This is a genomic window from Rhodothermaceae bacterium (assembly GCA_009838195.1).
Classification (GTDB): domain Bacteria; phylum Bacteroidota; class Rhodothermia; order Rhodothermales; family Bin80; genus Bin80.
In genome coordinates, this window is sequence record VXSC01000044.1 from 134,569 (window position 1) to 159,760 (window position 25,192).

Sequence of the window (25,192 nt, forward strand, 5' to 3'; positions counted from 1 at the left end):
GGGCCTTGATTCAGTTACAGAACATTGCAATTACGCTCGGGGGAAACCCGATTCTTGAGGGACTCACCTGGACCGTTGGCGATGGGAAGCGTATTGGATTGATTGGCCCCAACGGTGCCGGAAAGACAACCCTGTTACGGGTGATTGGAGGGTATTTGGAAACCGATGGCGGCGAAATTGCCCACTCCAGCTCCGTCGGTTATCTGGCACAGGATGTGCAGGAGATGAGCTCCGGCCGATCCGTCATAGAGGAAACCCTGACCGCATTTGAAGCCATCGAGGCACTCCAAGAACGGGAAGAAGAATTGACCCGTGCCCTTGAAACCCCTGGAGCCGATCAGGAAAAAATTTTGTTGGAGTTGGACCTCATCCATGAACGTCTCGCCGTTCAGGGAGCACATTCCGCACAAGCACGTGCAGAAGCAGTCCTTGAAGGCCTGGGATTTGTCTCCGACGACCTTGATCACCCCATCGATACGCTCTCCGGAGGGTATCGGATGCGGGTAGCACTTGCACGCATTTTGCTGCAAAATCCAGATGTACTACTCCTTGATGAACCCACCAATCATCTCGATATTCTCAGCATTGACTGGTTGGAGAAATACCTGAAAAACTATGCCGGCACGGTTATTCTAGTGTCCCATGACCGCTACTTTCTGAATCGCATGATTGACACGGTCGCTCATCTATACCGTGGACGGGTTACGGAATACGCGGGGAACTATGACTACTTCCTAGTGGAGCGGGAAAAACGACGTGTACTTGAACAGGCTGCCTACGAAAATCAACAGCGCGAAATCCAACAAGCTCAGCGGTTCATTGAACGCTTTCGATACAAGGCCTCAAAGGCGCGACAAGTCCAAAGTCGAATTAAACACCTGGATAAACTTGAGCATCTTCCACCGCCGGAATCCCCGGATGCACAAATCCGAATCCGATTCCCTTCGCCCAACCCGTCTGGACGGACGGTCTTGTCACTCACCACGTTCTCAAAGGTATACACTAGTGCGGATACACCTGCAGTGCGCGTGTTCAACCAAGCCGGTCCCTTGCAAATCAGCCGCGGGCAAAAAATTGCTCTCATCGGTAAAAACGGCGCCGGCAAATCCACTCTGGCACGGATCCTCTTTGGAAGCGAAGCGATTGAGGGCGAGCGCAAGGAGGGGCATAATGTAAATGTACGGCTTTTCGCTCAACACCAGGCAGATGCATTGACTGAAACCGATACCGTACTGGAATCCTTGAACCGGGAAGCCGTCGGACGTGAAGAGGTCTACCTCCGCACGCTGCTGGGGGCATTCCTGTTCACCGGAGACGATGTATTTAAACCGGTCAGTGCACTCTCAGGAGGTGAGAAGAGTCGTTTGGCACTCGCCCGAACCCTCGTAAACCCAGCTAATTTTCTGATCTTGGACGAACCAACCAACCACCTGGATATTCAGTCCATCAAAGTGCTCATTGAAGCACTCCGTCAGTACGATGGCACATTTGTGGTGGTGAGTCATGACCGTCATTTCCTCGACCATGTAGCCAATGTCATCTGGCATGTTGGGAACCAGAAAGTACGTACCTATGAGGGAACCTACTCTGAATACCAATGGGCTTTGGATCATGGCTCTCTCAAACAGGTCAGCCGCGTTCGGCAGACTCCATCCAAGTCAACTGCCAAAACACGCTCCCGATCTGGTGGCCCCAAAACGAAAGATGAAAAGCGACGCGAAGCGGAGGCACGTAACCGGGCCTATCGTGAAGCGAAAATAAATGGCCATTCAAAACCGGATAAACTCACCCCTCACCAGCGAAAACAGCTCTGCGACCAAGCGGAAGCAGCCATCGCGGAGGCAGAAGCACGGAAACTCGTTGCTGAAAAGGCTTTGGCCGACCCGGACACCTATTCAGATCCAGTACGTTCCCAGGAAGCAACCAGTGCCTATGCAACCATTAAGAAAGAGTTGGATGAGCTGTATGCAAATTGGGAGACACTCATGGAGTCATTGCAATGAAAGATTCTCGTATGCGCACCTGCCTAAGATTCGGCGCAGTACTTTTCTGGGGGTTTAGCCTCACATTCTGTGTACAGGGGCAGATCACGAAGCTGCCGCACGCCGACACAACCAGTGGAAATTACTTTGGAACTGCCGTCGCACTGGATGGGAAGCGGGCAATTGTTGGGGCCAGCGGTGAAAAATCCTGCGGTGATGGAGGTGGAGCCGCTTATATCTTCGAACTGACCGATTCTACCGGGTATTGGGAGAAAACTGCACGGCTTCTGCCCAGGGACTGTGTGGCGGGACTTACTTTTGGACGAAAAGTGGCGATTGACGGTCGCGTAGCTCTCGTCGCTGCCAGCCAAGAATACTTTGCAACCGAGCGCTCGAATGCAGTCTACGTGTATGAGGAAAATGACGCAGGTGAATGGAACCAAACTGCACGCCTGACTGGTGGAGAGAGCCGGGGGGCTGTCGGTGCGGCCGTCGCCATCCACAACAACCGTGCACTCCTTACCACTGCCGGAGACCCGACACCCGGCAGCCAAAAGGATGGCGCTGCCTACGTCTACGAGAAAGAAAACGAACGCTGGGGACTGGAACATCAATTAACCGGCTCCGGAAATATCCGACGAGGCGTTTTTGGAGGGAATGCAGCACTTCATGATAATATTCTGGCCGTAGCAAGCAGTGCCTATTTCAGTCGGCGGGCCGGATCCGTATATATCTTTGAGCTCGATCAGAATGGATCCTGGTCTGAGTCCGCCCGGCTGGAGGGGATTGAGGACTTTTATATTTCGTTGGACCTCTATGGGAATGAACTACTCGTCGGGCAAGCTAGGGCTGGTTCTCGCGAGTCTGGGCAAGCGACACTCTTTACACGGGATTCGACAGGGGCCTGGCTGAAGACGGCCACTTTGGAACCTCCGACCCCCTACCGAAAAGGAGCTTTCGGCACCGAGGTAGCACTTTATGAGGATCGTGCGCTGGTGGTCGGCTACGATGAACAGTTGCGGCTGAATTTCAATGTTGATCGTGTGGTGTACATCTACGCCCGCCACGATGGGCAATGGACCTACCAGGGAATTATTGATATTGGAGAAGCCACATTTGGCAACTCTATTGACCTTTATGAAAATACCGCACTCGTCGGTGCCGCAGGGAGCTCCGGCGCGGGTAGAGCCTATGTCATCAGAATCCCATGAACCCAGATATGCTACTTGAGAGCGTTGCTGTCCTGACAGGTATCCTGTGCGTATGGCTGAACGTTCGGCAGAATATCTGGACATGGCCGACTGCCATCATCAGCAGCATCCTTTTTGGAATTGTGTTCTTTGAAGCACGGCTCTATACCACAATGCTCCTGCAAGGGCTCTTCATTGGAATATCGGTCTATGGATGGAAATCCTGGTTAACCGGTGGCCCAGGGGGCGGAATCCTGTTCGTGACCCGACTTCGCCAAATAACGGGATTAACCCTGCTTCTGCTCACGCTAGTGGGGACTACGGGACTTGCCCTGGCCCTCAACTACATCACCGCATCCGACTATCCGATCCTTGAAGGCCTCACCACTACGCTGAGTGTGATCGCCAGTTGGATGGCGGCCCGGAAAATTCTTGAAAGCTGGGTGATCTGGATCGTCACCGACACGATTTATGTTGGGTTGTACCTCGCAACCGGGCTCTATCTCACGCTTCTCTTATACCTATTGTACCTGGGTTTGGCAACCGCAGGATTTATCGCCTGGCGTGATTCTTACCGCAACAACACCATCCTTCGCGAGGCGACCTGATGCCCCGCGCGTAGCTGGTAGAGATAAGTCCCGCCTGGGAGACCATTTGCATGAAACCTGATCGTGTGTTTCCCGGCAGGTAGATGTTGATCCACCAGCGTGCGTACCAATCGACCAGCTACGTCAAATACATGAAGGGTAACCGAACTGCTTTCATTGAGCTGATACTCAATGACTGTTGCCGGATTAAATGGATTTGGATAATTCTGGTGCAGCACCAGCGTGCTGGGAATTTCATCTAGGCGCTCAGTGCTAGTATACACCGGATCAGCCGGGCTTGCAATGATATCAAGCAGATCAAATGATTGTCCCAGGATTTGTGAGTTGACGGATTCTGCAAATCCAAACCAGTGCTGCAATACGCTAGCATAAACTGCGCGGAAATCAATCCCATGCTTAAGATTGCCATGTTCGTCCAGATCCTTCAGCGAAGGGGATTGTCCAAATAAACCCCCTTTTGCCCCCGGACCAAACAGAAATAGTGGTGCAGCAGTGCCATGGTCCGTTCCATCAGAGCCATTTTCGTGCACCCTGCGACCAAATTCGGAGAATGTCATAATCAAGACATTCTGGCTGAGTTCGCCCAAATCTCTCAGAAATGTATTGACCGTTTCGGACATCGCCCGCAGCAGTGTGGCATGCCGACCATAGACGCTACCCTGCGATCCATGCGTGTCAAACCCACCCAGACTGACATGGTATATCTGGGCACCAAGATCTCCTTTGATGAGCCGGGCAACCGTGGAAAGTCTATCGGAAAAATAATATGGCTCAAGCCGTGGATACGAAACGGTATTCTCACCCCTGGAAGCAGCTTCCTGAACGGCCTTGCCATAGATAAACGCATCATTAGCAATGCGACGCATGAATTTAATCTCATTGCCGTACGCATTGTCGGGAGCTTTTTGTTCGTCAAACAGTCCCCCCGTACGAATGAGCCTCCGAAATACTTCTACATTGGCCATAGCCATGCCCATCGCTTGCGCCTGACCATCAAACAAGCGGGAGGTAATGCCACCGACCTGTACAGCCAGAGGATACTCGCGCAGCTTTGTCTCGAAGTCAGGAAATTGGAACTCCAGTTTTCGCCCAATCCACCCGGAGGTATCCTCTGCTCTTTCCCCCACTCCCGACATCCAGTTATCTGTACCCTGAAAATGAGATAAACTTGAATTCTCATACCCTACCCCATGGATGATTGACATCTGTCCCTCTTCATAAAGCTCGCGCAGCGTAGCCATCGCGGGGTGAAATCCCAATTCGGAGGTCAGTGGTAATGCAACGTGCTTTGGAATCGCCAACGTTGGCCGTGCCTTAAAATATTGATCGTCCTCCACGGGGATGATTGTGTTCAGTCCATCATTGCCCCCATCAAGCTGCAGCAGAACTAGAATTCTTTCCGAATCACTCTGGCTAAGCGTATTCAGAACAGACGAATGTGCCAGCGCGTGAACCGCGGTGGAGCCGAGGACGACCGCAGAACCTGCGGCGCGTCCCAGACTGCTGAGAAAATCTCTCCGAGACCACTGGCTATGCTCATCGGTATGCGCGCAACCATGCTCCAGACAACTCCCAAACCGTTCACTCACATTGTATTTCATCACATTACATGAGTTGATACTCCGGTAATCCGACCAACCACCTGACATACTCCATGGTCTGGTATGCAATCCCCTGCCGATTGAGATCCCAACTGTACCAGGGGAAGCCGCGAAGAAAAATGCGGGTCAGGTCCAAAACATAATCGGGGCCGTTTTGCACTTCGTCCGGAATTGGATGGACCATCAGGTCGCCAGCAAACTCCGGGGGTGCATCAATGACAATGCTCTCAAGCGGTACTGCCAGAAAGAATTCAGCCAGCGCTACGGGTACTTTGAATACAGCCATCGGATCATCGCTATCCACCAGCTTACGGGTAACCGTGACCGCATTCACCTTGAAAGATCCAAATTGACCTGGCCACAGTGCCATGGTTAGATTTGACCAGCGCTGCGGCAGGGAAGAGGTTGAAATCCAAGTCCGATACCCTGGCCATCCGGCGACGTTGGGAGGGTCCAGCAAACGCTGTGACTGCTGTTCCATCCACCATCGGATCCTATTCCAACCGGAACGTCCCGGAACCCCTTGCCCAAACGCTCTGAATAATCCGGCAAACAGGGCAGCCGGGCTTTTAACCTGCGCCCCAATCACTTCTTCGGAGTAAAAATGCTGACTCGAAAACAGAGCTTCTAAAACCGGTACAATTTCGAAGTCGTGATCAATAAAACACTGGGCAAGCTCTTCTACAACCGCCTCATGGGGCGTAACGTACACGAATTCTGTATAGAGCTTGCTCGCCATGAAATGCGCGATCTGGGTTGGACGCTCTTCAAATAGCACCTTATGCGCACCCCCGAAATCAAATTTTTCCGCTCTGCCAAAGATGGTTTTTTCTTTGTTGTCCCTCAGACTCTGCGTCAGATGAACGGAGAAATTTCTGAAGTCAACCTGATATCCGGTGAGTGCACGTGACAATTCGACAATATCTGTCTGGGTATAATTGGGATTGCCATGCTGATCAAACTCCCCCATGGTGAAGAGCTCAAGTAATTCTCTCGCATAATTTTCGTTTGGACTTTGCCTCGTACTGAGTCTGCCATCAAGATAGTCCAACATCGAGGGGTCAACGCCGACCGCAATGGTAAAATCTTTGAAATTGCCCAGAGCGTGTTGATGAAGCGTGCTCAAGTACTTGTAGGCCAGAATGGAAAAGAAGTACGTATCGCGCTCTGTTGCAAAATGATCATGCCAAAAAAGCATCATTCGATCCCGGAGACCTCCCATAACCATCCTAGTCATCCAGACCGCCACCAGCTCTGAAGCCCATTCAAACTGCTTGTCAAAGTAAACCTGCCGATCAGCCTCCGTTCCGGTCCAGGGCGGCCAATCCTCATGCCACGAAGGAGGGTCGGGGGCAGAACGCTCTAGGCCTTCCTGAATGATCTGTTTCGTAACCTGGGAAGCCAGCTGACCGGTTGCTTCGCTGACCTGCTCGACACTGCCTCCAAATGTGGCTCTTCGAAACAGGTGTGCGGATTCGCGGAAGGATAGAGGCTGATCGTAAGGCTCCAGACCTGCAGTCGTTTGCACCGGTGGCGGCAATGCCATCTTCTCTGAAGATTTTGCACCACGTTCCTTGAAAAGGTGACGAAAACGCTGAGGGGTTTCAAAAATCGAATCCACCGGACAACCTCTGTGAGACGAGTAGATAAATTACGAAATAGTTTCCCCAATATGTTACAGGAGCAAGATATTACTCTGAAAACCAGTGCTGCTTCTACGAATGGCCAACCCAATTTGAGGGGATTGACCTTCTTCCATTCCATTTCGTTCGAGGACAAGTTGCCCGCTCAAGAAGATAAAAATCCATAATTTCAAGGGACCATGGAATACCTACGTTTGGGCAATAGCGGCATGATGGTTTCCCGGCTTGCACTTGGATGCATGTCATTCGGAGACCGTTCCTGGCAATCCTGGGTATTGAACGAAGAAGAATCTCAGCCAGTGTTCAGGCGTGCGGTTGAACTTGGTATCAATTTCTTTGATACCGCTGATATTTACTCCCATGGAGTCAGCGAAGAAATCACCGGCCGCGCACTCAAGCGCTACGCCAACATGGATGAGATCGTACTGGCTTCTAAGGTCTTTTTCCCGCTTCGGGATGCACCGAATTCTGGCGGCCTCTCAAAAAAAAATATCATTCAGTCATGCGAGGCCAGCTTGCGCAGACTTGATGTGGAAACGATTGACCTCTACCAGATTCACCGCTACGATGTGAATACTCCTATTGAAGAGACTCTGGAGGCGCTAGATATGCTGATTCAGCAGGGCAAGGTGCGCTATATCGGAGCCTCCAGCATGTATGCATGGCAACTGGCTCGGATGCTGGGTGCCGCAGAACTCAATGGGTGGACCCGGTTCGTCAGTATGCAAAACCACTACAACCTCCTGTACCGTGAAGAGGAACGGGAAATGATCCCCCTATGTCAGGAAGAAGGGCTCGCGGTTCTCCCCTGGTCACCGCTGGCCCGAGGCCTACTGGCCCGCGCAGAATCCTTGCAAGACCCCCTTTCTACTCCTCGGGCAAACAGTGACGTGCTCATGCACGAGCGCTATACTACTCCTGAGGATGCAGATGTCATCTCCGCCTTGCGAACCCTCGCCGAAAAGCGTGGCGATCCTCCCGCAGAAATCGCCATGGCATGGCTGTTGTCCAAACCGGGCGTGACTGCCCCGATCATTGGCGTTTCGAAGCTTCCCCATCTGGAGAGTACTGTTCGAAGTCTCTCGCTGGAACTCTCTGCCGAGGAGATTGCCACGCTCGAAGCGCCTTATGTGCCACACCGCATTCTTGGGCATGAATAGGATCGCTCTCACAATCCATCGAAGCTCCACGGCCTGCTTCTTCTTGGAAAATTCACCACTCCAGGCAGTTTTCAGTACCCGATCTTGCCGATGCGATCATGCAGAGACCGCACGGACCTCTTGATCCGCCATGAGACGGTCTTCCTGCTCCACATCAATCTACCCCCGATGGTCATTTACCATCTGTCGCACCCGGCGAGACATGCAATCTTCTGCATGCATCTCCATCAGAGTATTCCACATCGTTTTGGCTGCCAAACTGCCGCTGATTCTGTCATTGGGGCTGCTTTTTGGGGCGTGCACGCGGGATATCCCACTCTTTGAACTCATGAGCCCCGAACAAACCGGGATTACATTTGCCAATATGCTAACTCCCGCGGAAACCCTCAACACCTATGTCTTTCGCAATTTCTATAATGGAGGGGGCGTTGCCATTGGCGATCTGAATCATGACGGGCTGGCAGATGTTTTTCTGACTGGTAATCAGGTGTCCAATCGACTGTACGTTAATCTCGGTAACTTCCGCTTTGAGGATGTCACGGAAGAAGCAGGACTGCATTCAGCTGGTGCCTGGACCACAGGGGTCAGTATGGTAGACATTAATGGAGATGGCTGGTTGGATCTTTATCTCAGCAAATCTGGACCGCCGGGGGGACCCAAACGTCATAACGAGCTTTTTGTGAATCAACACGACGGAACCTTCGCGGAGATGGCCCATGAATACGGGATCGCGTTTCAGGCCCTTGGAATTCACGCGTCCTTTTTTGATTACGACGGAGACCGGGATCTGGATGCCTACATACTAAGTAATCCGGTGCGCTCACTGGATGACCTACAGCCCGCCCCAAACCTTCGACAGCTTCCTGATCCGGACGGCGGCAATCGTCTTTTGCGGAACGATGATCGGCAATTCACAGACGTAACCACAGCTGCAGGGATTTTCAGCAGTAAGATCGGATTCGGACTGGGCGTGTCCGCCGCAGATCTTAACAGAGACGGATGGACCGATCTCTATGTCTCCAACGATTTCTTCGAGCGCGATTATCTCTACCTGAACCAGAATGGGACATTCATCGATGCGGGAACTAGTGCAACCCATACCATGAGCCTCAGCTCTATGGGGGGAGACATCGCGGACTATAATGGGGATGGATGGCCAGATATCTTTATCTCGGATATGCTCCCTGACCTACCTTGGCGCTATCAGTCTCGCATTGCGTTTCCATCTTGGCCAGAGTATCAACGAAGCGTGGCCGACGGGTACCACCACCAAGCAACAAGAAATACCCTGCAGCTGAACCTGGGCCCGTTGCCCGACGGACAAATACGATTCAGCGAGGTTTCCCGCATTGCAGGACTGGAAAGTACCGACTGGAGCTGGGGAGGATTGATTGCAGATTTTGATCTGGATGGCCACCGTGATATTTTTGTTCCGAATGGCATCTTCAAGGATCTTTTGGACCAGGACTTCATTTCCCGCGCCTCAAATGCTGATTCACTTCGAAGCCTCTTTCTTGCCCATGAACAACCGATCCTAAAGCTTCTCGAGCAGGTACCCTCGCACGCCCTCTCAAACCATATGTTTGCCGGTAGTTCAGACCTCCTCTTTGAAGATGTAAGCCAACAATGGGGGCTCGCGACTCCCGGCTTTTCAAACGGGGCAGCCTACGGGGACCTTGATAATGATGGGGATCTGGACCTAGTCATCAATAATGTGAATATGCCAGCATTTATCTACCGTAACCATGCGACAGAACTCTTTCCCGAGCGGGGCCGACTGCAAATCGATCTCCAAGGAAAAGCACCCAACACCGTTGGAGTCGGTGCACAGGTGAGCGTGTGGGCAACTGGGCGCCAGTGGTATACCGAACAATACCTGCAACGTGGATTTCAGTCCAGCGTCGACCCGGTATTGCACTTTGGCTTCCCCGGAGGGTTAGACTCGGTCATTGTCCAATGGCCACACGGCAAACGACAACTCATCACCGATATCGAGAGTAACCGCCGCCTGATCGTTTTGGAATCTCAATGAGCAGATTACACCTTTCGTTATTGTGCCTTTTGACCTTCATCACCGCAGCCTGTGAACGGCCCTCGGAGTATGAAGTAATGTTAGCTCGCGAGACCGCCCGCCCTGATACGATTCAAACACTCTTTTTTAATTATGAACTCGGAATGTCTCGTCAAGCATTCTATGACTCAAGCTGGGCATTGAATCGGCAAGGACTTGTCACCCATGGTCCCAATAACATGAATGTCCAGTATGACCTCACGGATCAGATGCCCTACGAGGCAACCATGCTGTATTATCCTGACTTCAAAGATGATCAAGTCGTTCAGATGCGTATCAGCATCTCGTATGATGCCTGGGCACCCTGGAATCGACATCTCTGGTCTGACAGTCTGATTATTGATGTCCGGGACCTCATGGAAGCATGGTATGGAGAAAGATTTTTGACTCGGCAGGTTTCCCTGCCATTGATTGGCCCCACGAATGAGTTTGTCAAGATTGATGCGAACCGACAGATTACGATTCAGCGCAATTCTGACAGCGAAGTACTGGTAAACATCACCGATCTGCGAGCCCTTCCTCCCGAAGACAATGAATAGAACGGTGTCCGTCCTGTTGGCTGTTTTTCTGGGGGCATGTACTGCAGAGAAGGGACCGCTCTTTGAGCAGATTGATGTAAAAGAAGCGGGGATTAATTTTGAGAACGCTCTCCGATATGAAGACGAATTCAACGTATACCGGTACCGCAATTTTTATAATGGAGGTGGCGTGGCTATTGGCGACATCAACAATGATGGGCTCCCCGACGTGTTTCTGACGGGCAATCAGACCCCGAACCGCCTCTATCTGAATAAGGGAAATTTTCAGTTTCAGGATATATCCGAAGAAGCTGGCATCATGGGAACGCGTGCCTGGAGCACCGGGGTCAGCATGGCCGATATCAATGGAGATGGACTCCTGGATCTCTACGTCTGCAACTCGGGAATCGTATCTGGAGACGACCGGCGCAACGAATTATATATCAACCAGGGAGATGGAACCTTCCAGGAACTCGGGCACACGTACGGACTGGATGATGCCGGATTATCCACACATGCTACCTTTTTGGACTATGATCGTGACGGCGATGTGGACATGTTTCTGGTCAATAACTCGTTTCGGAGCATCATGGACTTCAACCTCGAAGTCAATACACGCCATGTGCCGCATATGGCTGGGGGCGATAAGCTGTTTCGTAACGAAGCTCCCGATGCACATTTTACAGATGTCACTGTAAGCTCCGGGATCTATCGCAGCGAGATTGGCTTTGGCCTTGGTGCCTCTGTCGGTGATTTGAACCGTGACGGATGGCCTGATCTCTATATCTCGAATGATTTTTTCGAATACGATTATCTCTACATCAACAATCAGGATGGGACCTTCTCCGAATCACTTCAAAAGAGCATCAAAAGCGTGAGTGCAGCTGCAATGGGAGCCGATATGGCGGATCTCAATGGAGATGGCTATCTAGATATTTTTGTCACAGACATGCTCCCGGCAACAGACTACCGCCTCAAGACAGTATCTGCATTTGATAGCTGGGAACGTTACAAGGCCTACGTACGTGACGACTACTACCATCAATTCACCCGCAATACGCTGCAGATGAACCGGGGCAATGACCTGAACTCCACGGTACGTTTCGCCGAGGTCGGGAGGATGCTTCGCCTACACGCGAGTGATTGGAGCTGGGGAGCGCTGATCGCCGACTATGACCACGACGGAACACGGGATATATTCGTGGCAAATGGGATCTATCGTGATCTGACCAATGCAGACTATCTGGAAGAGATCCGGGATGAAGACACCCGAAACATGCTAACCAGCGAAAACTATGTGGATTGGAAAACCCTGATCGAAATGATTCCAACCCAACCCATCCCGAACCACATGTTCGTTGGGAACCCAGCGCAGCCCTTTGAGGATCTTACCGAAGCTTGGGGGCTTTCAGTACCCGGTTTTTCGAATGGCAGCGCCTATGCGGACTTGGATTTGGATGGAGACCTGGACCTTTTGATCAACAATATTGGGGGAGCACCAATGCTGTTTCGTAACTGGGCCACCGATCAGTTCCCCAACCATGAGTGGCTCCAGATTGTGCTTGAAGGCAAGCCTCCCAACACCCAGGCCGTGGGTGCGCAGATCAGCGCCTGGCAAGACTCTAAGCTCTGGTATACTGAGCAACAGCCTGTCAGGGGATTCCAAAGTAGTGTGGACCCGGTTCTACACCTCGGACTTGGCCCCGACACAAAGACGATAGACTCCCTAGTCATCCACTGGCCCAGTGGTGCTGTGACTCTCCGCGAAAATGTCCGCACAAGTCAGCGCCTTGAGTTTCAAGAGCCTTCGGCCTCTTCTGAATCAACCCCTGCTCCCCTTCCTGCGCAGCTATCAAGGCAGGATCCACTCCTGATCCCTGTTGACGCAGATTCAATTGGATTGGGGTGGCGTCACCGGGAAAACGTGTTCAGCGATTTTGATCAACAACCCCTGCTTTTTCATATGCGCTCGACCGAAGGGCCTGCCATGTGTAAGGGAGACTTCAATGGAGACGGACAACAGGACCTGTATTTCGGTGGAGCACGTGGTCAAGCCGGAGCCGTATTCGTACAAACGAATCACGGATCCTTTGAACAGATTCCTCAATCCGTACTGGAGGAGGATGCCACCTCGGAAGATGTGGATTGCGAGTGGCTAGATGTAGACGCAGATGGCGATCAGGATTTGTTTGTGGCAAGTGGCAGTAGCGAACTGCCCAGCAGCAGCTCAGCACTGGTAGACCGGCTATATCTCAACGATGGCACAGGATCCCTCTCCCGCGGCGAGTCATTGATCGGACTCAGTCCACGCGGATTTTCTCCCACTTCAACGGTCTGCGCCCTGGATTTTGATGTGGACGGGGACCTGGATCTCTTCCTTGGCGGTCGATTGCAACCGTTCGCGTACGGGGTTCCCGTTCGTAGCCAACTGCTAAGTAACGACGGAACCGGAACCTTCACCGATGCCACCTCCCGCTTTGCGCCCAACCTTGAGTCCATTGGACTCATCACCGATGCTGCCTGTGCAGATTTTGACGGAGACGGCCGCCCAGACCTACTCCTCAGTGGAGAATGGATGCCGTTGACTTTATTGAGAAACGATCAGGGGGCCTTTGTGCCAGCAACTGCGGGGCTGGAAAATTCCGCTGGATGGTGGCAATCGATCCTGATCCTGGATCTGGATGAGGATGGAGATCTGGACTTTATTGTGGGCAATCATGGCCTCAACTCACGGTTCAAACCTCCTGTAGACATGTGGATCGCCGATTTTGATCGTAATGGGAGCATAGAGCAAGTTTTTGCCAGAACTGTAGATGGGCTGCAACTACCCTGGCATTTACGCCATGACCTAGTTGCACAAATCCCCCATCTGGTCCGGACTTTCCCAACTTATGCATCGTACGCTGAAGCTACGATCCAGGACATCTTTTCGCAAGAGGAGCTGAGCCGGGCAATACACCTGCGCGTGAATGAACTCCGTAGCATGATCGGAATCAATGACGGAACCGGAAACTTTACCGTCAACCCGGCACCACAGGAAATGCAACTCTCTCCTGTATATGGCATGGCTGACCTTCCTACGGCAAATGGGCATCTGATTCTGGCCGGAGGCAATCTGCACGAGGTGAAGCCGGAGGCAGGAAGGTATGATGCCAGCTACGGTACTGCGTTCATGACTCCCTCCATGGAACCGCTAACCTGGCACGCGTCCGGCTTTTTTGTTGAGGGACAGGTACGGCAAATCCTAACGATTGAGATCAATGGTCGTACCCATGTCATTGTTGCCCGCAACAACGACGCACTCAGTATCTTTGCATATGCGGATTAGCCTCGTCCTGCTTCTGGTCCTCCTTCTGGGCTGCAGGGGTGAACCGAAATCTGAGGACAGATTGTTCACCCTTCTGGACAAGGCCCGAACCGGTGTAGATTTCGAGAACACACTGGTGCCAGAAGATGATTTCAATATTATTGATTACCTGTATTTCTACGATGGGGGTGGAGTCGCCATCGGAGATATCAACAATGACCGCCTGCCCGACCTGTTTCTGACCGGCAATCAAGTCCCTGACCGTCTCTACCTGAATCGGGGAAGTTTCCGGTTTGACGATGTGACTACCGCTGCAGGCATCCTTTCCGAGGAAAATACCTGGTCCACCGGTGTCAGTATGGCGGATGTGAACGGGGACGGCTGGCTGGATATTTATGTCTGCAGAGTCAATCATCTAATCAAAGCCGGACATAATCAACTCTATATCAACCAACAGGACGGAACCTTCAAGGAAGAGAGCCAGCGCTATGGGCTGGACTTTGAAGGCCTCTCCACGCATACAGCCTGGCTGGACTATGACTTGGATGGAGACCTAGATCTATATCTGCTCAATCACGCACTTCACTCACGGGAGTCCTATGTCCATTCCTGGAGGAGAATGATTGATGCACCGAGAGTGGGGGATAAATTTTATCGCCAGGATGATGGATACTTTGTAAGCATTGCAGCGGAGGCCGGTATCTACAGCAGTGCATTGGGATATGGTCTGGGGATTGCGACCAGCGACCTGAACCAGGATGGTTGGCCAGATCTATATATCGGCAATGATTTTCATGAAGATGACTACTTATATCTAAATACCGGACTGGGGACATTCACGGAATCGCTCTGGAAGACCACGGGACAGACCAGTCGCTCAACCATGGGAGTTGATATTGCTGATCTGAACAATGATGGCCTGCCGGACATTGTTGCACTGGATATGCTACCCCCAGACCTGGCAACTCAGCGTACCGCTGGCAATGCAAATGCGGATGCACGGATGCGAATTCTGGCAGATTTTGGTTATGGCCCGCAGGTTGCAAGGAACACGCTGCAACTGCATCGGGGAGTCGCTCCCGAAGGGACGCCCTTCTTTAGCGAGATTGCATCCTTCGCCGGGATTACCGCAACCGACTGGTCATGGGCTCCTCTGGCGGGAGACTTTGATGGGGATGGCTGGAAGGACTTGTACATTACGAATGGGATTCCTGGCAGGCCCAACGATATGGACTATATCGAGTATGTTGCTGCACCGGACATTCAGCGCATCCTGCATGAAGGATCCCCTGCCCAGGAAGCCGAGATTGCACTGAAAATGCCCGCGGCGACCGTATCCAATTATGCTTTCAAGGGAGGACGCAATCTCCAATTTGAGGATGTCAGTACCACCTGGGGGATCGCGGATCCTGTCATTGGCAATGGTGCCGCGTACGGTGACCTAGATCTGGATGGAGACTTGGACCTAATTGTCAATGCATTGAATCACCCCGCCCTGATCTACCGCAATGAATCCACGAATAATCACATCTCCGTCATTCTTCGCGGTACCGGGCGCAACACATCTGCCATCGGTGCCAAGATCAGCGTATGGGCATCCGGCATCCCGATGATGCAGGAGCAATTCCCTTCCCGCGGATTCCAGTCCTCCGTAGACCACATACTGAGTTTTGGAATTGGTGACGCATTGATCGCAGACTCTGTTGTTGTGATCTGGCCTTCCGGCCTTCGCTCGCACAGAGACCACGTCTCTGCCGGGACCCGCCTGGTTCTGGATGAAACCGATGGCCGAATACCTCCTACAGAAAAGGCGGAGGACCCGATCCCCCTGATAGAACTGGTAACAAATCATGGAATTGCCTTCACGCACACCGAAGATGAGGTATGGGATTTTGAAATTCTTCCGCTACTGCCCTATGGGCGCAGTACACGAGGTGCTGCACTGGCAGTTGCAGATGTCAACGGGGACCAGCTTGAAGATATCTATTTAGGCGGTGCGCGCGGCCAGCCAGATGTTCTTTATCTACAGCTTCCAGACGGGACCTTCAAGAATACACCGTTTCCGAATTCGGGTCAATCTAGCGAAGCCAATGCTGCACTCTTCTTTGATGCGGATGGAGACAAAGATCTGGATTTGTATGTCGTAAACGGCGGATGGACTGGCCCTGCCGAACTGCATCAGGATCAACTGTATATCAATTCGGGGAGCGGAGATTTTTATGCTGATTCCACCAGGCTGCCGGTGCTGTACTCCAACGGGACCGCTGTGGCAGCAGCGGATATTGATCTTGATGGAGACCTAGATCTCTTTGTGGGGAGCGATACTCCCCCTGATAGTTATGCCGAAGCAGGAAAAAGCAGTTTGCTTTTAAACGACGGGACCGGACATTTTCGCGATGTCACGGAAAGTTATTCCGCCGTCCTCCAACACGTCGGACATGTAACCGGAGCGGCTTGGGCTGACCTGGTGGGAGATTCACTGCCCGACCTTGTACTCGTTGGAGAGTGGATGCCTGTCACCATTTTTGAGAATCGCGGGACCGAACTGATTCACCGAACCGACTCTCTGGGCCTCTCAAATTCCACCGGCCTGTGGCAAAGCCTGGCTGTACTGGACTTGAATGGGGATGGATTCAACGACCTAGTGGCGGGGAATCTTGGCCTGAATACAGTACTTGACGTACCCATTGCACTCTTTGCTGATGATTTTGACCAAAATGGGAAGATTGACCCGGTGATTGCTCAGTGGGAGCATGAAGAGTGGTATGCATGGGCATCCCGCGACGCGCTACTGCAGCATTTACCAGCGCTCTCAGCGAAAATACCCACCTATAATGCTTACAAGGACCTATCGATTACTGATTTATTCGGTGAGGATATTCAACCAGACCAGATCGTCCAAACCCTCCATTCTACCGTCTACTGGAATCGTGCCGCGGAACACTTCACCGCGGAAGTAATGCCCCATGAAGTCCAATGGGCCCCCGTGATGTCCCTGGAAGCCGCCAGGATGGAACTGGGTACAGGATTATTTTTGGCGGGGAATCTGTCTGCAACCTCGGATGCGTTTGGCGCCTCGAATGCGAGCTGGGGCCTGCTATTGAATTTTACGGAAACGGGCAATATGCACATCATGCATGACAGTGGATTCCATGTTCCAGGAGAGGCTAGAAACATCCGCCTCGTCAAGGGCGACTCCAACCAGATCATAGTTGCCCGATCAGATGACACACCAATTATCTTCAAACTCAACGCCCCACTTACCCGATAACTTCTATCTCCCTCGACTCACAAAGAAGTACTCCCTAGGCATAATTTATTCTGCCACTAAGGGACGGCGATTTTAGTGCTTCAATGACCAAACCATGTGATCCTACAGATTCGGTGTTGGAGGCGCAGTCACGTTCTCAGAACCCCCCGCATTCTTTACGTAAGCGTCTAACCAGCGCGTCGTTTCCCAAAGCACATGCCCAACAGATTCCCGCGCACGATATCCGTGGCTTTCATGGGGAAGCATGACTAGGCGTGCAGTCTTACCAAGTCCCTTTAATGCTCCATAAAAGCGGTGGCTCTGAAGTGGAAACGTTCCTGAATTATTATCTGCTTCACCATGAATGAGCAAAATTGGCTCATTCACCTTATCCGCATGCATGAACGGTGACATCGTATAGTACGTCTCTGGTGACTCCCAGAACAGACGCTCTTCCCGCTGAAATCCAAAGGGGGTCAGTGTACGGTTATAAGCGCCGCTTCTCGCAATTCCAGCCCGGAAGAGATCGGAATGGGCCAAGAGGTTTGCGGTCATAAATGCACCGTAGGAGTGTCCCGCAATTGCCACACGATTGGGATCTACAACTCCCCGTGTTACGCCAGCATCAATCGCCGCCTGTGCATTGGCTACCAGCTGTTCCCTAAATGTGTCGTTAGGCTCCTCTTCCCCCTCCCCAATCACGGGCATAGAGGTGCCATCAAGTACAGCATATCCTTGAGTTACGTAGGGGATCGCCCCTGAATAGCTCATGTACTTGAATCGAAATGGACTGCCGCTTCGCTGACCAGCGAAGGCAGCATTTTTGAATTCACGCGGATAAGCCCAGATAAGTGTTGGAAGCGGACCATCCTGCTCACTATCATAACCCGGTGGGAGATACAGTGTTGCCTTCAAGGGGACTCCATCTGCACGCGTATAATTGAGTTCCTCTTTTGTCATAGCAGCCAGCTCTGGATAAGGATGTTCAAAGTTTGTCACGGCCGCCAGAGAACCCTCTTCCAGATCACGTACAAAGTAATTCGGCGGATCGTCAACCGACTCCCGAACAGTCAGAATGCGGGAGTCATCAATAATTGAAACAGGACGTTCATAGTATGGCGCCTCGCTTCGGAAGAGCGTAACGGTTTCGCCCGTGCCCAAATTCAGCTTTCGCAAAAACGGGTGGTCCCCATCCTCCGATGCTCCGGTACCGATAAGCAGGAGTTGATTCCCATCCATCCGAAGCACGGACGTCCCCTGTGCTGTGCGTATCCTCTGAAAGGTCCCCGGGTTACTATAACGATCTTCCGTGGAGCGATCAAACACCACCTTGGTGATCTCCCCAGGATTTGAAGGATTCAACAGAGATGTCTTTTGTTGCCGGGTAGACCACCATGTTTCCATAACCAGAGCCAGTGATTCATTGCCCCACAGGATTCCACCGTACCGGAGTTGCAACTTTACCAGGGACACGGGATCGGATTCAAAGGGTGCATCCAGTAAAAAAACTTCGTCTCTTAGCATTGCATCTACTCCTGCATCGCCCCCATCTAATGCTTCAACCCAAACAAGCGTAGCGGGCACATCTGCTCTCCAAGCCATACTGCGGGGCCCTTTGGTGGTGGACCCAAATGCAACCGGTACATTATCTGCCAGAGGCAACCGTGCTACTTCTTTGACAGGCTGTCCCTGTGTGTCATAGATCGTATAACTGTGCGGAAAACGACTTGCCGGGACCAGATAGGAAAATGGGCGATGCATTTCGCGAATCAGAATATATTGCCCATCTGGAGACGGTTCCGGGGTCAGGGCTAATCCCACTGGCCCTAGCGGAGTAACCGTGCCCTCAAGTGTGATATGCAAGATCTGAGATGTCATGAACCATGCAAAAAGATCTTCGTCATGCGGATTCGAGAGTAAATCCTGGTACGTCCGTGCTGGTGCCTCTTCTCCCAGGTTCTCCTGCACCACCGGACCTTCTGGAGCTAGCGGCTGGGTCGGCATGTCTGCCTGATCCTCTGGAATAGCACGGACCAGCAGGGACTGTGAGTCCGGATGCCAGTTCAGGCTGCCATAGGTCACATCGTTAACCGCAACGTCTGCTAATTTATGAGCGATCCCAGTGGATACTTCAGCGACATACAAATCTATCCGGTCAACCATGTCCACGGTAAATGCTAAATGTGTCCCATCCGGTGCCCATGATACATTTCGAACTCCACCAGATTCCGGAATCCCCGTTACGGGACGTGCCGGACTTGCGTCAAATGACTTGAAGCTGATTCCTGAATAAGCGGTGCTCCGGCTTGGACCATGAATCCTCGGATTGATCCGCATCCCGGCAAGGCGCATCTCTGGCGCAGCAACGTCTGCAATCGAGGGAAGCCCCGGCCTGTGTAGCAAGGCTATGAGCATACCATCGGGGCTCAACCGGACCGATGGGGTGACGGGGGCATCAAGTAACCGATCTAGCGGTGCGGGCGGGGCTTGATAGTCCAGTTGTGCCTCCGCGGAGCGCACACTAAGAGTAACCATAAACAGTATACATAGGAGGATAGGTGGATATTTCATGATCTGGCCTGAACTTGATTTTACCGAAAATACGACCGAACCAACAACCTATCCGAATCCTTTATTGTTCCGAAACCTGAAAGAATATTCTCCACAACCTTTTATGGCTTACGGCACAGATTTCAGATGACGCTTTGAGTCAGGCGTATATCCTGCCGCCCCTTAACAATACAGTTCTTTCGACTCTGGAAGATTCCCTATCTGGCTTCTTGTACTGGCTCACTATCACGGGACTCGGATTGGGCTGCCGAATCGTTTCCGAATCGACGTGAAGGACATACATCCTGTTGTACATACATCAATCAGGGCACCATCAAATCACCTATTCAGTCCCTCCAAAACAAAATATTTTCCTGAAAAATCATTCAATCTTAACAAATAATTCACATTCATGACCGATGCATTTCAACCGAAATATCAAAAAAATATCGTATCTTACCTTGCACGTGAGGCTGCACTTGCCTATTCGGCCTTTTTTCAATCATATTTCATCTTACAACATGAAGATAAAATTACTTCTATACGCGCTGATCCCGCTCGTAGCTTTTTCGGCGGGAAGCGCTTTCGCCCAAAGCCAGGTTCAAGGTACGGTGCGTGACGCCTCGTCAGCTGAACCTCTGCCTGGTGTAAACATCATTATTAAGGGGACCTTTGAGGGGACCACTTCCGACATCAATGGAGCTTACAGTCTCACTGTGGCTTCGCTTCAGGACACCTTGGTCTTTTCCTTTATCGGATTTGACACGCAGGAAGTCGGAATTGATGGCCGGTCAACTATTGACGTAGACTTGGTCGAGACGGTATTCGAAATCGGCGAAGAACTTGTCGTAACAGGTTATGGATCCCAGGAACGTCGAACCATTACAGGTTCCGTTTCTAACCTTGGAGAAGATGATTTTTTAACTGGCAACGTGAATTCTGTCGAGGAAATGATCCAAGGCAAGGTTGCCGGGCTTCAGATCACCACCCGCAATGGGAACCCGAATGACCTCCCAGATGTCCGGCTCCGAGGAATTTCTTCCTTTGGGGCAAACCAGTCTCCTCTGGTTGTCGTGGACGGTGTTGTTGGTGGTAGCATCGACAGCATTGACCCTACAGACATTGAGTCCATCGATGTTCTTAAGGATGCCTCGGCCTCTGCCATTTATGGGACTCGGGGATCCGCTGGTGTGATCCTTATCACTACCAAAACTGGTGAGGCCCGCGAGGGGGTATCTGTTGACTACAACGCCTACTACACCTTTGAAGGAATTGAAAATCGCCTGGATGTCCTTTCGGGTGATGATTTCCGTCGGCTGTCCCAGGAAAGTGGTTTTGCCGCCCCAGATCATGGCCATAATACGGACTGGTTTGAGGAAGTCACCCAGCAAGGCTCAAACATGGTTCACACCCTTGCGCTCAGTGGTGGAAGTGAAAACTCAATTTACCGGGTTTCCGGGAATTTCCGCGACCGCAATGGAATTCAGCGCTATACCGGCTTCCAGGAAATCGGTGGACGGCTAAACTTCACGCAGTGGACGCTGAATCGCAAGTTGGAAATTACCATCCAGCTGTCAGCGAATAAGAGGGATCAAAACTTCGGTTTTGCAGATGCCTTCAAGTTCTCCGGCGTTATGAACCCGACCGCACCGGTCACAGCAGACGGATTTGAGAATACTGGTGGATTCTTTGAACAGCCACTGTTTAACTATTTCAATCCGGTTGCAATCATTGAAGAAGGAAGCCGGACGGGTGAAAACAAGCTTTTCACCAGTGTATTCCGGGGTGAATACGATTTGTCTGTGCTCCTGCCCGGTCTCTCGGTCGCAGCGCAGTATTCCTATCAGAACAACGATGTGGTCGCGAGAAATTTCTACTCGCGGCGGCATAAAGTTGGTGGTGGTGCCACTGCTGCTTCGCTTGGACCTGGATTCGCTTCGCAGTCCTATGCAGATTTGGAGAGTGAGCTTTTTGAAACAACTCTTCACTATGCCGGAGATTTGACCAGCGACGCTGCACTTGAGCTTATTGCAGGTTACTCTTACAATGACTTCATCAGTGAAGGCTTCGATGCTGGCGGAGGTGACTTTGTTACGGATAACGTTGAAGTGAACAACTTCTCTTTCGCACAGGACTTCAACCAGGGAGAAGCCAGTGTTGGTAGCTTCCGGGATACGAATCGTCTGATCGCCTTCTTTGGCCGTGCGAATGTGAACTACGACGGAACCTTCTTCTTGAATGGCAGCATTCGCCGGGAAGGGTCCTCCCGCTTTGGGGTTGACAACAAATGGGGCCTTTTCTGGTCCGCCGGGGTTGGGGTTGAGTTGGCCAACCTTGTAGATCTCCCTTACTTCAGCGAATTGCGCCTCCGGGCCAGTATTGGTAAGACCGGTCAGGACGCTCCCACCAGCGGCCTTTCCCTCTCCAGACTGGGACCTGCAGGGAGTTTCTTTGTGAATGGTCAGTACATTCAAAGCTTCAGTCCGGTCAGTAACCCAAATCCAGATCTGAAATGGGAAGAAAAGACCGAAATCAATATTGGGCTTGACTTCGTTGCTCTGGACAATCGTCTGAGTGGTCGTATAGATGCCTACCAGTCGACGACCAGTGACTTGCTCTTCCAGATCGCCGTTCCTGTTCCTCCGAACCTGTTTCCAACCACCTGGAGCAATGTTGGAGAATTGTCAACCCAAGGTCTGGAGCTGTCTGTGGACTATGATATACTCCAAGCCAGTTCTCCCTCTGGCTTCTCATGGAATTCAGGGATAATTGCTTCCTTCTACTCAGAAACAATGCTGGATGAGTACCTGACGGAAGATGTCCAGTTCATCGCTGAGCCTGGTGCTCCGGGACTCAATAATGTCCAGATGATTCGGATTAAGGAGGGTGAGCCCATTGGACAATTGTGGGGCCCTGTTTTCTCGAGAATTGGTGACAATGGCCGGTGGCTCTTCCATGCCGCAGACGGCTCGGAAAAAGAGTATGAAGACTTGGCTTTTGGAGCTGATGGGGACGAACAAATTCTCGGAAATGGCCTTCCTGATTTCCAACTGGGTTGGTCAAACCGGATGTCCTACGGAGATTTTGATGCGAGCTTCTTCTTGGAAGGAGTATTTGGCCATCAAATCGCGAATATGTTCAGCACATTCTACTCAGTACCAAAGCAGATTTCATCTTACAACGTCTTGCAGGATGCTTTCGATTTGGCTAATCTTAACGATGATCCACGCTGGTCCAGTTACCATGTTGAGAACGGGGACTATATTCGTCTGAGCAACGCCTCGATTGGATATACTCTTCCTGCTTCTGTGCTTGGTAACTCCCCCATCCGGCGAGTGCGGATCTATCTGTCCGGGAACAACCTGTTTACGATCACCGGCTATTCCGGCCTGAATCCTCAGGTACGGTATGTGGACAGGAATCAAGGACAGTCAGGTCAGGGTGCCACCGTTGGTCCATTGGGGCCAGGAATTGAACGGCGTCTTGAGTATTTCACTACGCGCTCCGTCAGCTTTGGCGTGAACATCAACTTGTAACCAAGACCAACAAATGAACAGAGTTAAAATGAAAAAGACATTTACACGTCACTCGTTGGTCCTTGCATTGGGCATGTTGCTATTTGCTCCAGCCTGTACGGACCTCGGGGAAACTGTTGACAGTCAAGTTCAGCCCTCCGACTTTTTCCAGAATGACCAGCAGTTCATCTCAGCGATGGGCGATGCGTACAGCAACCTGGGATCGGTTGGAGGAAGTGGATCTCCTGGACAGCTCAATGAAGTCACAACCGATGAGTTAATCGTCCCAACTCGAGGACAGGACTGGTCCGATGGCGGCTTCTGGGTCCGGCTCCATACCCATGCATGGTTACCCAACGAAGGTACATTTGAGGGATTCTGGAATGGATACTTTGGCGGTGTTAATAACGCCAACCGTCTCATTTTTCAGTTTGAGAGTGCTTTGGATGAAGGAACCGCGAACGCTGACCTTGTCGTCCCGTTCGTATCTGAGCTAAAGGCGCTTCGGGCGTTCTACTACTTTTGGCTTCTTGACGCCTTTGGTAATGTACCGATCGTTACCAGCTTCATTGACGCAGAAGAACAGCCGTCTCAACCATCTTCGAGTTTTGCAGAAGGCCGGCGTATGGTTTTTGAATTCGTGGAGAGGGAACTCCTGGATAACCTACCCAACCTGAGCTCAGACGCACGGGGCACTTACGGTCGCATGAATGCATACGTGGCGCAGATGACCTTGGCAAAGTTGTACATGAATGCCGAAGTCTATACGGGAGTACCTAGATGGAATGATGCGCTGACCCACCTGAATGGGATCATTAATTCTGGAGTCTATAGTTTGGCAGTAGATTACCATTCCAATTTTGCGGTTCAGAATGATGGATCACCTGAAAATATTTTCGTTGTTCCCTACGACAAAGTATTCCGGGGCGGGCTCAATATCCATCAAATGACCCTGCATTATGGAAGTCAGAACACCTACAACTTCCAGAATCAGCCATGGAATGGTTGGAGTGCGACGCAAAAGATCTATGAATCCGTCATCAATCCCGATCAAAACCCAGGCCCCCAAGGTGAAGTTTGGGGAGTCATGCCTACTAGTGATGATGCCGGCGTGGAACGCGTTATGGGAACGATGGATGATCGTCTCGGCAATTTCCTGGTTGGCCCCCAGTATACAGCTGGTGGTGATCGCGTGTTGGATTCTGGTGTGTTCAGTGATTTTGACAAGAATGGGGAACCGCTCTCCTTCGTACCTATGATCACTGAGTTTGATGATGACGAATTTCGGGGGCTTACCTGTCGCCAGTGCGGTGCCCGGATTGGTAAATACGAGTTCGAGAATGGAATCGGCGCAAGTGGGAGCAATGACTTTGTGATCTTTCGGTACGCTGATGTCCTGCTTCTCAAAGCCGAAGCTCTATGGAGGCAAAATTCTGCCAGTGCCGAGGCATTAGCTCTGGTCAATCAGGTTCGTATGCGCTCTGGGGTTGATCCATTTGACAATCTCACTGCTGATCGTCTGTTGGCTGAGCGTGGACGGGAATTGTTCTTTGAACAGACTCGGCGACAGGACCAGATTCGATTCGCTGGGGCAGAAGGTGGTGAAACGCGTTATAACGATCCTTGGAGATACAAGGGACTCTCCGATGCATTTCGTAACGTGGCACCGATTCCCGAAAACCAATTACAGGCTAATCCGAATCTAGTCCAGAACCCCGGTTACTAGATTTTGCGAATTCCCTTGGTATAGTAGGACGGCCGTCAGATAAGGCTACGGGGCGCTATGTATTTCGTAAA

13 protein-coding genes are annotated in these 25,192 nt (G+C 51.6%); 10 read left to right on the forward strand and 3 right to left on the reverse strand.

From position 1 onward, the window contains the following. The first annotated feature begins 5 nt into the window (after nucleotides 1–5). Genes F4Y64_10320 through F4Y64_10330 form a run of 3 tightly spaced genes read left to right on the forward strand, consistent with a single transcriptional unit; the run spans nucleotide 6 to nucleotide 3,780 of the window. A complete protein-coding gene (locus F4Y64_10320; protein MXX97993.1) occupies nucleotides 6–2,003 on the forward strand; it encodes an ABC-F family ATP-binding cassette domain-containing protein in 1,998 nt (665 codons plus the stop codon). Next, nucleotides 2,000–3,193: a hypothetical protein gene (locus F4Y64_10325; protein ID MXX97994.1), complete on the forward strand. Its 1,194-nt coding sequence runs from the start codon at nucleotides 2,000–2,002 to the stop codon at nucleotides 3,191–3,193. The genes F4Y64_10320 and F4Y64_10325 overlap by 4 nt, the downstream gene beginning before the upstream one ends. After that, nucleotides 3,190–3,780, forward strand: coding sequence for a nicotinamide mononucleotide transporter (locus F4Y64_10330; protein ID MXX97995.1), 591 nt, complete (start codon nucleotides 3,190–3,192; stop codon nucleotides 3,778–3,780). Before F4Y64_10325 ends, F4Y64_10330 begins: the two co-directional genes overlap by 4 nt. Here the strand turns inward: F4Y64_10330 and F4Y64_10335 are convergent. After that, nucleotides 3,744–5,450 carry a DUF1501 domain-containing protein gene (locus F4Y64_10335; GenBank protein MXX97996.1) on the reverse strand — a complete coding sequence of 569 codons (1,707 nt, stop codon included), beginning with the start codon at nucleotides 5,448–5,450 and terminating at the stop codon, nucleotides 3,744–3,746. The two genes, F4Y64_10330 and F4Y64_10335, sit on opposite strands and share 37 nt — an antisense overlap. Next, nucleotides 5,386–7,002: a DUF1800 domain-containing protein gene (locus tag F4Y64_10340; protein ID MXX97997.1), complete on the reverse strand. Its 1,617-nt coding sequence runs from the start codon at nucleotides 7,000–7,002 to the stop codon at nucleotides 5,386–5,388. The genes F4Y64_10335 and F4Y64_10340 overlap by 65 nt, the downstream gene beginning before the upstream one ends. A gap of 201 nt (nucleotides 7,003–7,203) precedes the next feature. Between F4Y64_10340 and F4Y64_10345 the strand changes: the two genes are divergently transcribed. The 5 genes from F4Y64_10345 to F4Y64_10365 all read left to right on the forward strand — a co-directional run bounded on the left by F4Y64_10345 (nucleotide 7,204) and on the right by F4Y64_10365 (nucleotide 17,351). Then, the gene (locus tag F4Y64_10345; protein ID MXX97998.1) at nucleotides 7,204–8,184 is read left to right on the forward strand and encodes an aldo/keto reductase; all 981 of its coding nucleotides are present in this window, start codon (nucleotides 7,204–7,206) and stop codon (nucleotides 8,182–8,184) included. Nucleotides 8,185–8,314: 130 nt separating this feature from the next. After that, complete coding sequence (locus F4Y64_10350) at nucleotides 8,315–10,216, forward strand: CRTAC1 family protein (protein ID MXX97999.1); 1,902 nt, start codon at nucleotides 8,315–8,317, stop codon at nucleotides 10,214–10,216. Further along, on the forward strand, nucleotides 10,213–10,794 hold the full coding sequence (locus tag F4Y64_10355) for a hypothetical protein (protein MXX98000.1): 582 nt from the start codon (nucleotides 10,213–10,215) through the stop codon (nucleotides 10,792–10,794). Before F4Y64_10350 ends, F4Y64_10355 begins: the two co-directional genes overlap by 4 nt. Next, nucleotides 10,787–14,101, forward strand: coding sequence for a VCBS repeat-containing protein (locus F4Y64_10360; protein MXX98001.1), 3,315 nt, complete (start codon nucleotides 10,787–10,789; stop codon nucleotides 14,099–14,101). Before F4Y64_10355 ends, F4Y64_10360 begins: the two co-directional genes overlap by 8 nt. Next, on the forward strand, nucleotides 14,034–17,351 hold the full coding sequence (locus F4Y64_10365) for a VCBS repeat-containing protein (GenBank protein MXX98002.1): 3,318 nt from the start codon (nucleotides 14,034–14,036) through the stop codon (nucleotides 17,349–17,351). Before F4Y64_10360 ends, F4Y64_10365 begins: the two co-directional genes overlap by 68 nt. A gap of 102 nt (nucleotides 17,352–17,453) precedes the next feature. Here the strand turns inward: F4Y64_10365 and F4Y64_10370 are convergent, their stop codons facing one another. Beyond that, complete coding sequence (locus tag F4Y64_10370; GenBank protein ID MXX98003.1) at nucleotides 17,454–19,901, reverse strand: S9 family peptidase; 2,448 nt, start codon at nucleotides 19,899–19,901, stop codon at nucleotides 17,454–17,456. Between the two features lie 398 nt (nucleotides 19,902–20,299). Here F4Y64_10370 and F4Y64_10375 point away from each other — a divergent pair, with 398 nt between their 5' ends. Then, nucleotides 20,300–23,416, forward strand: coding sequence for a SusC/RagA family TonB-linked outer membrane protein (locus tag F4Y64_10375; GenBank protein MXX98004.1), 3,117 nt, complete (start codon nucleotides 20,300–20,302; stop codon nucleotides 23,414–23,416). A gap of 28 nt (nucleotides 23,417–23,444) precedes the next feature. After that, nucleotides 23,445–25,121, forward strand: a complete 1,677-nt coding sequence (locus F4Y64_10380) for a RagB/SusD family nutrient uptake outer membrane protein (protein MXX98005.1) — start codon at nucleotides 23,445–23,447, stop codon at nucleotides 25,119–25,121. Nucleotides 25,122–25,192: the final 71 nt, after the last annotated feature.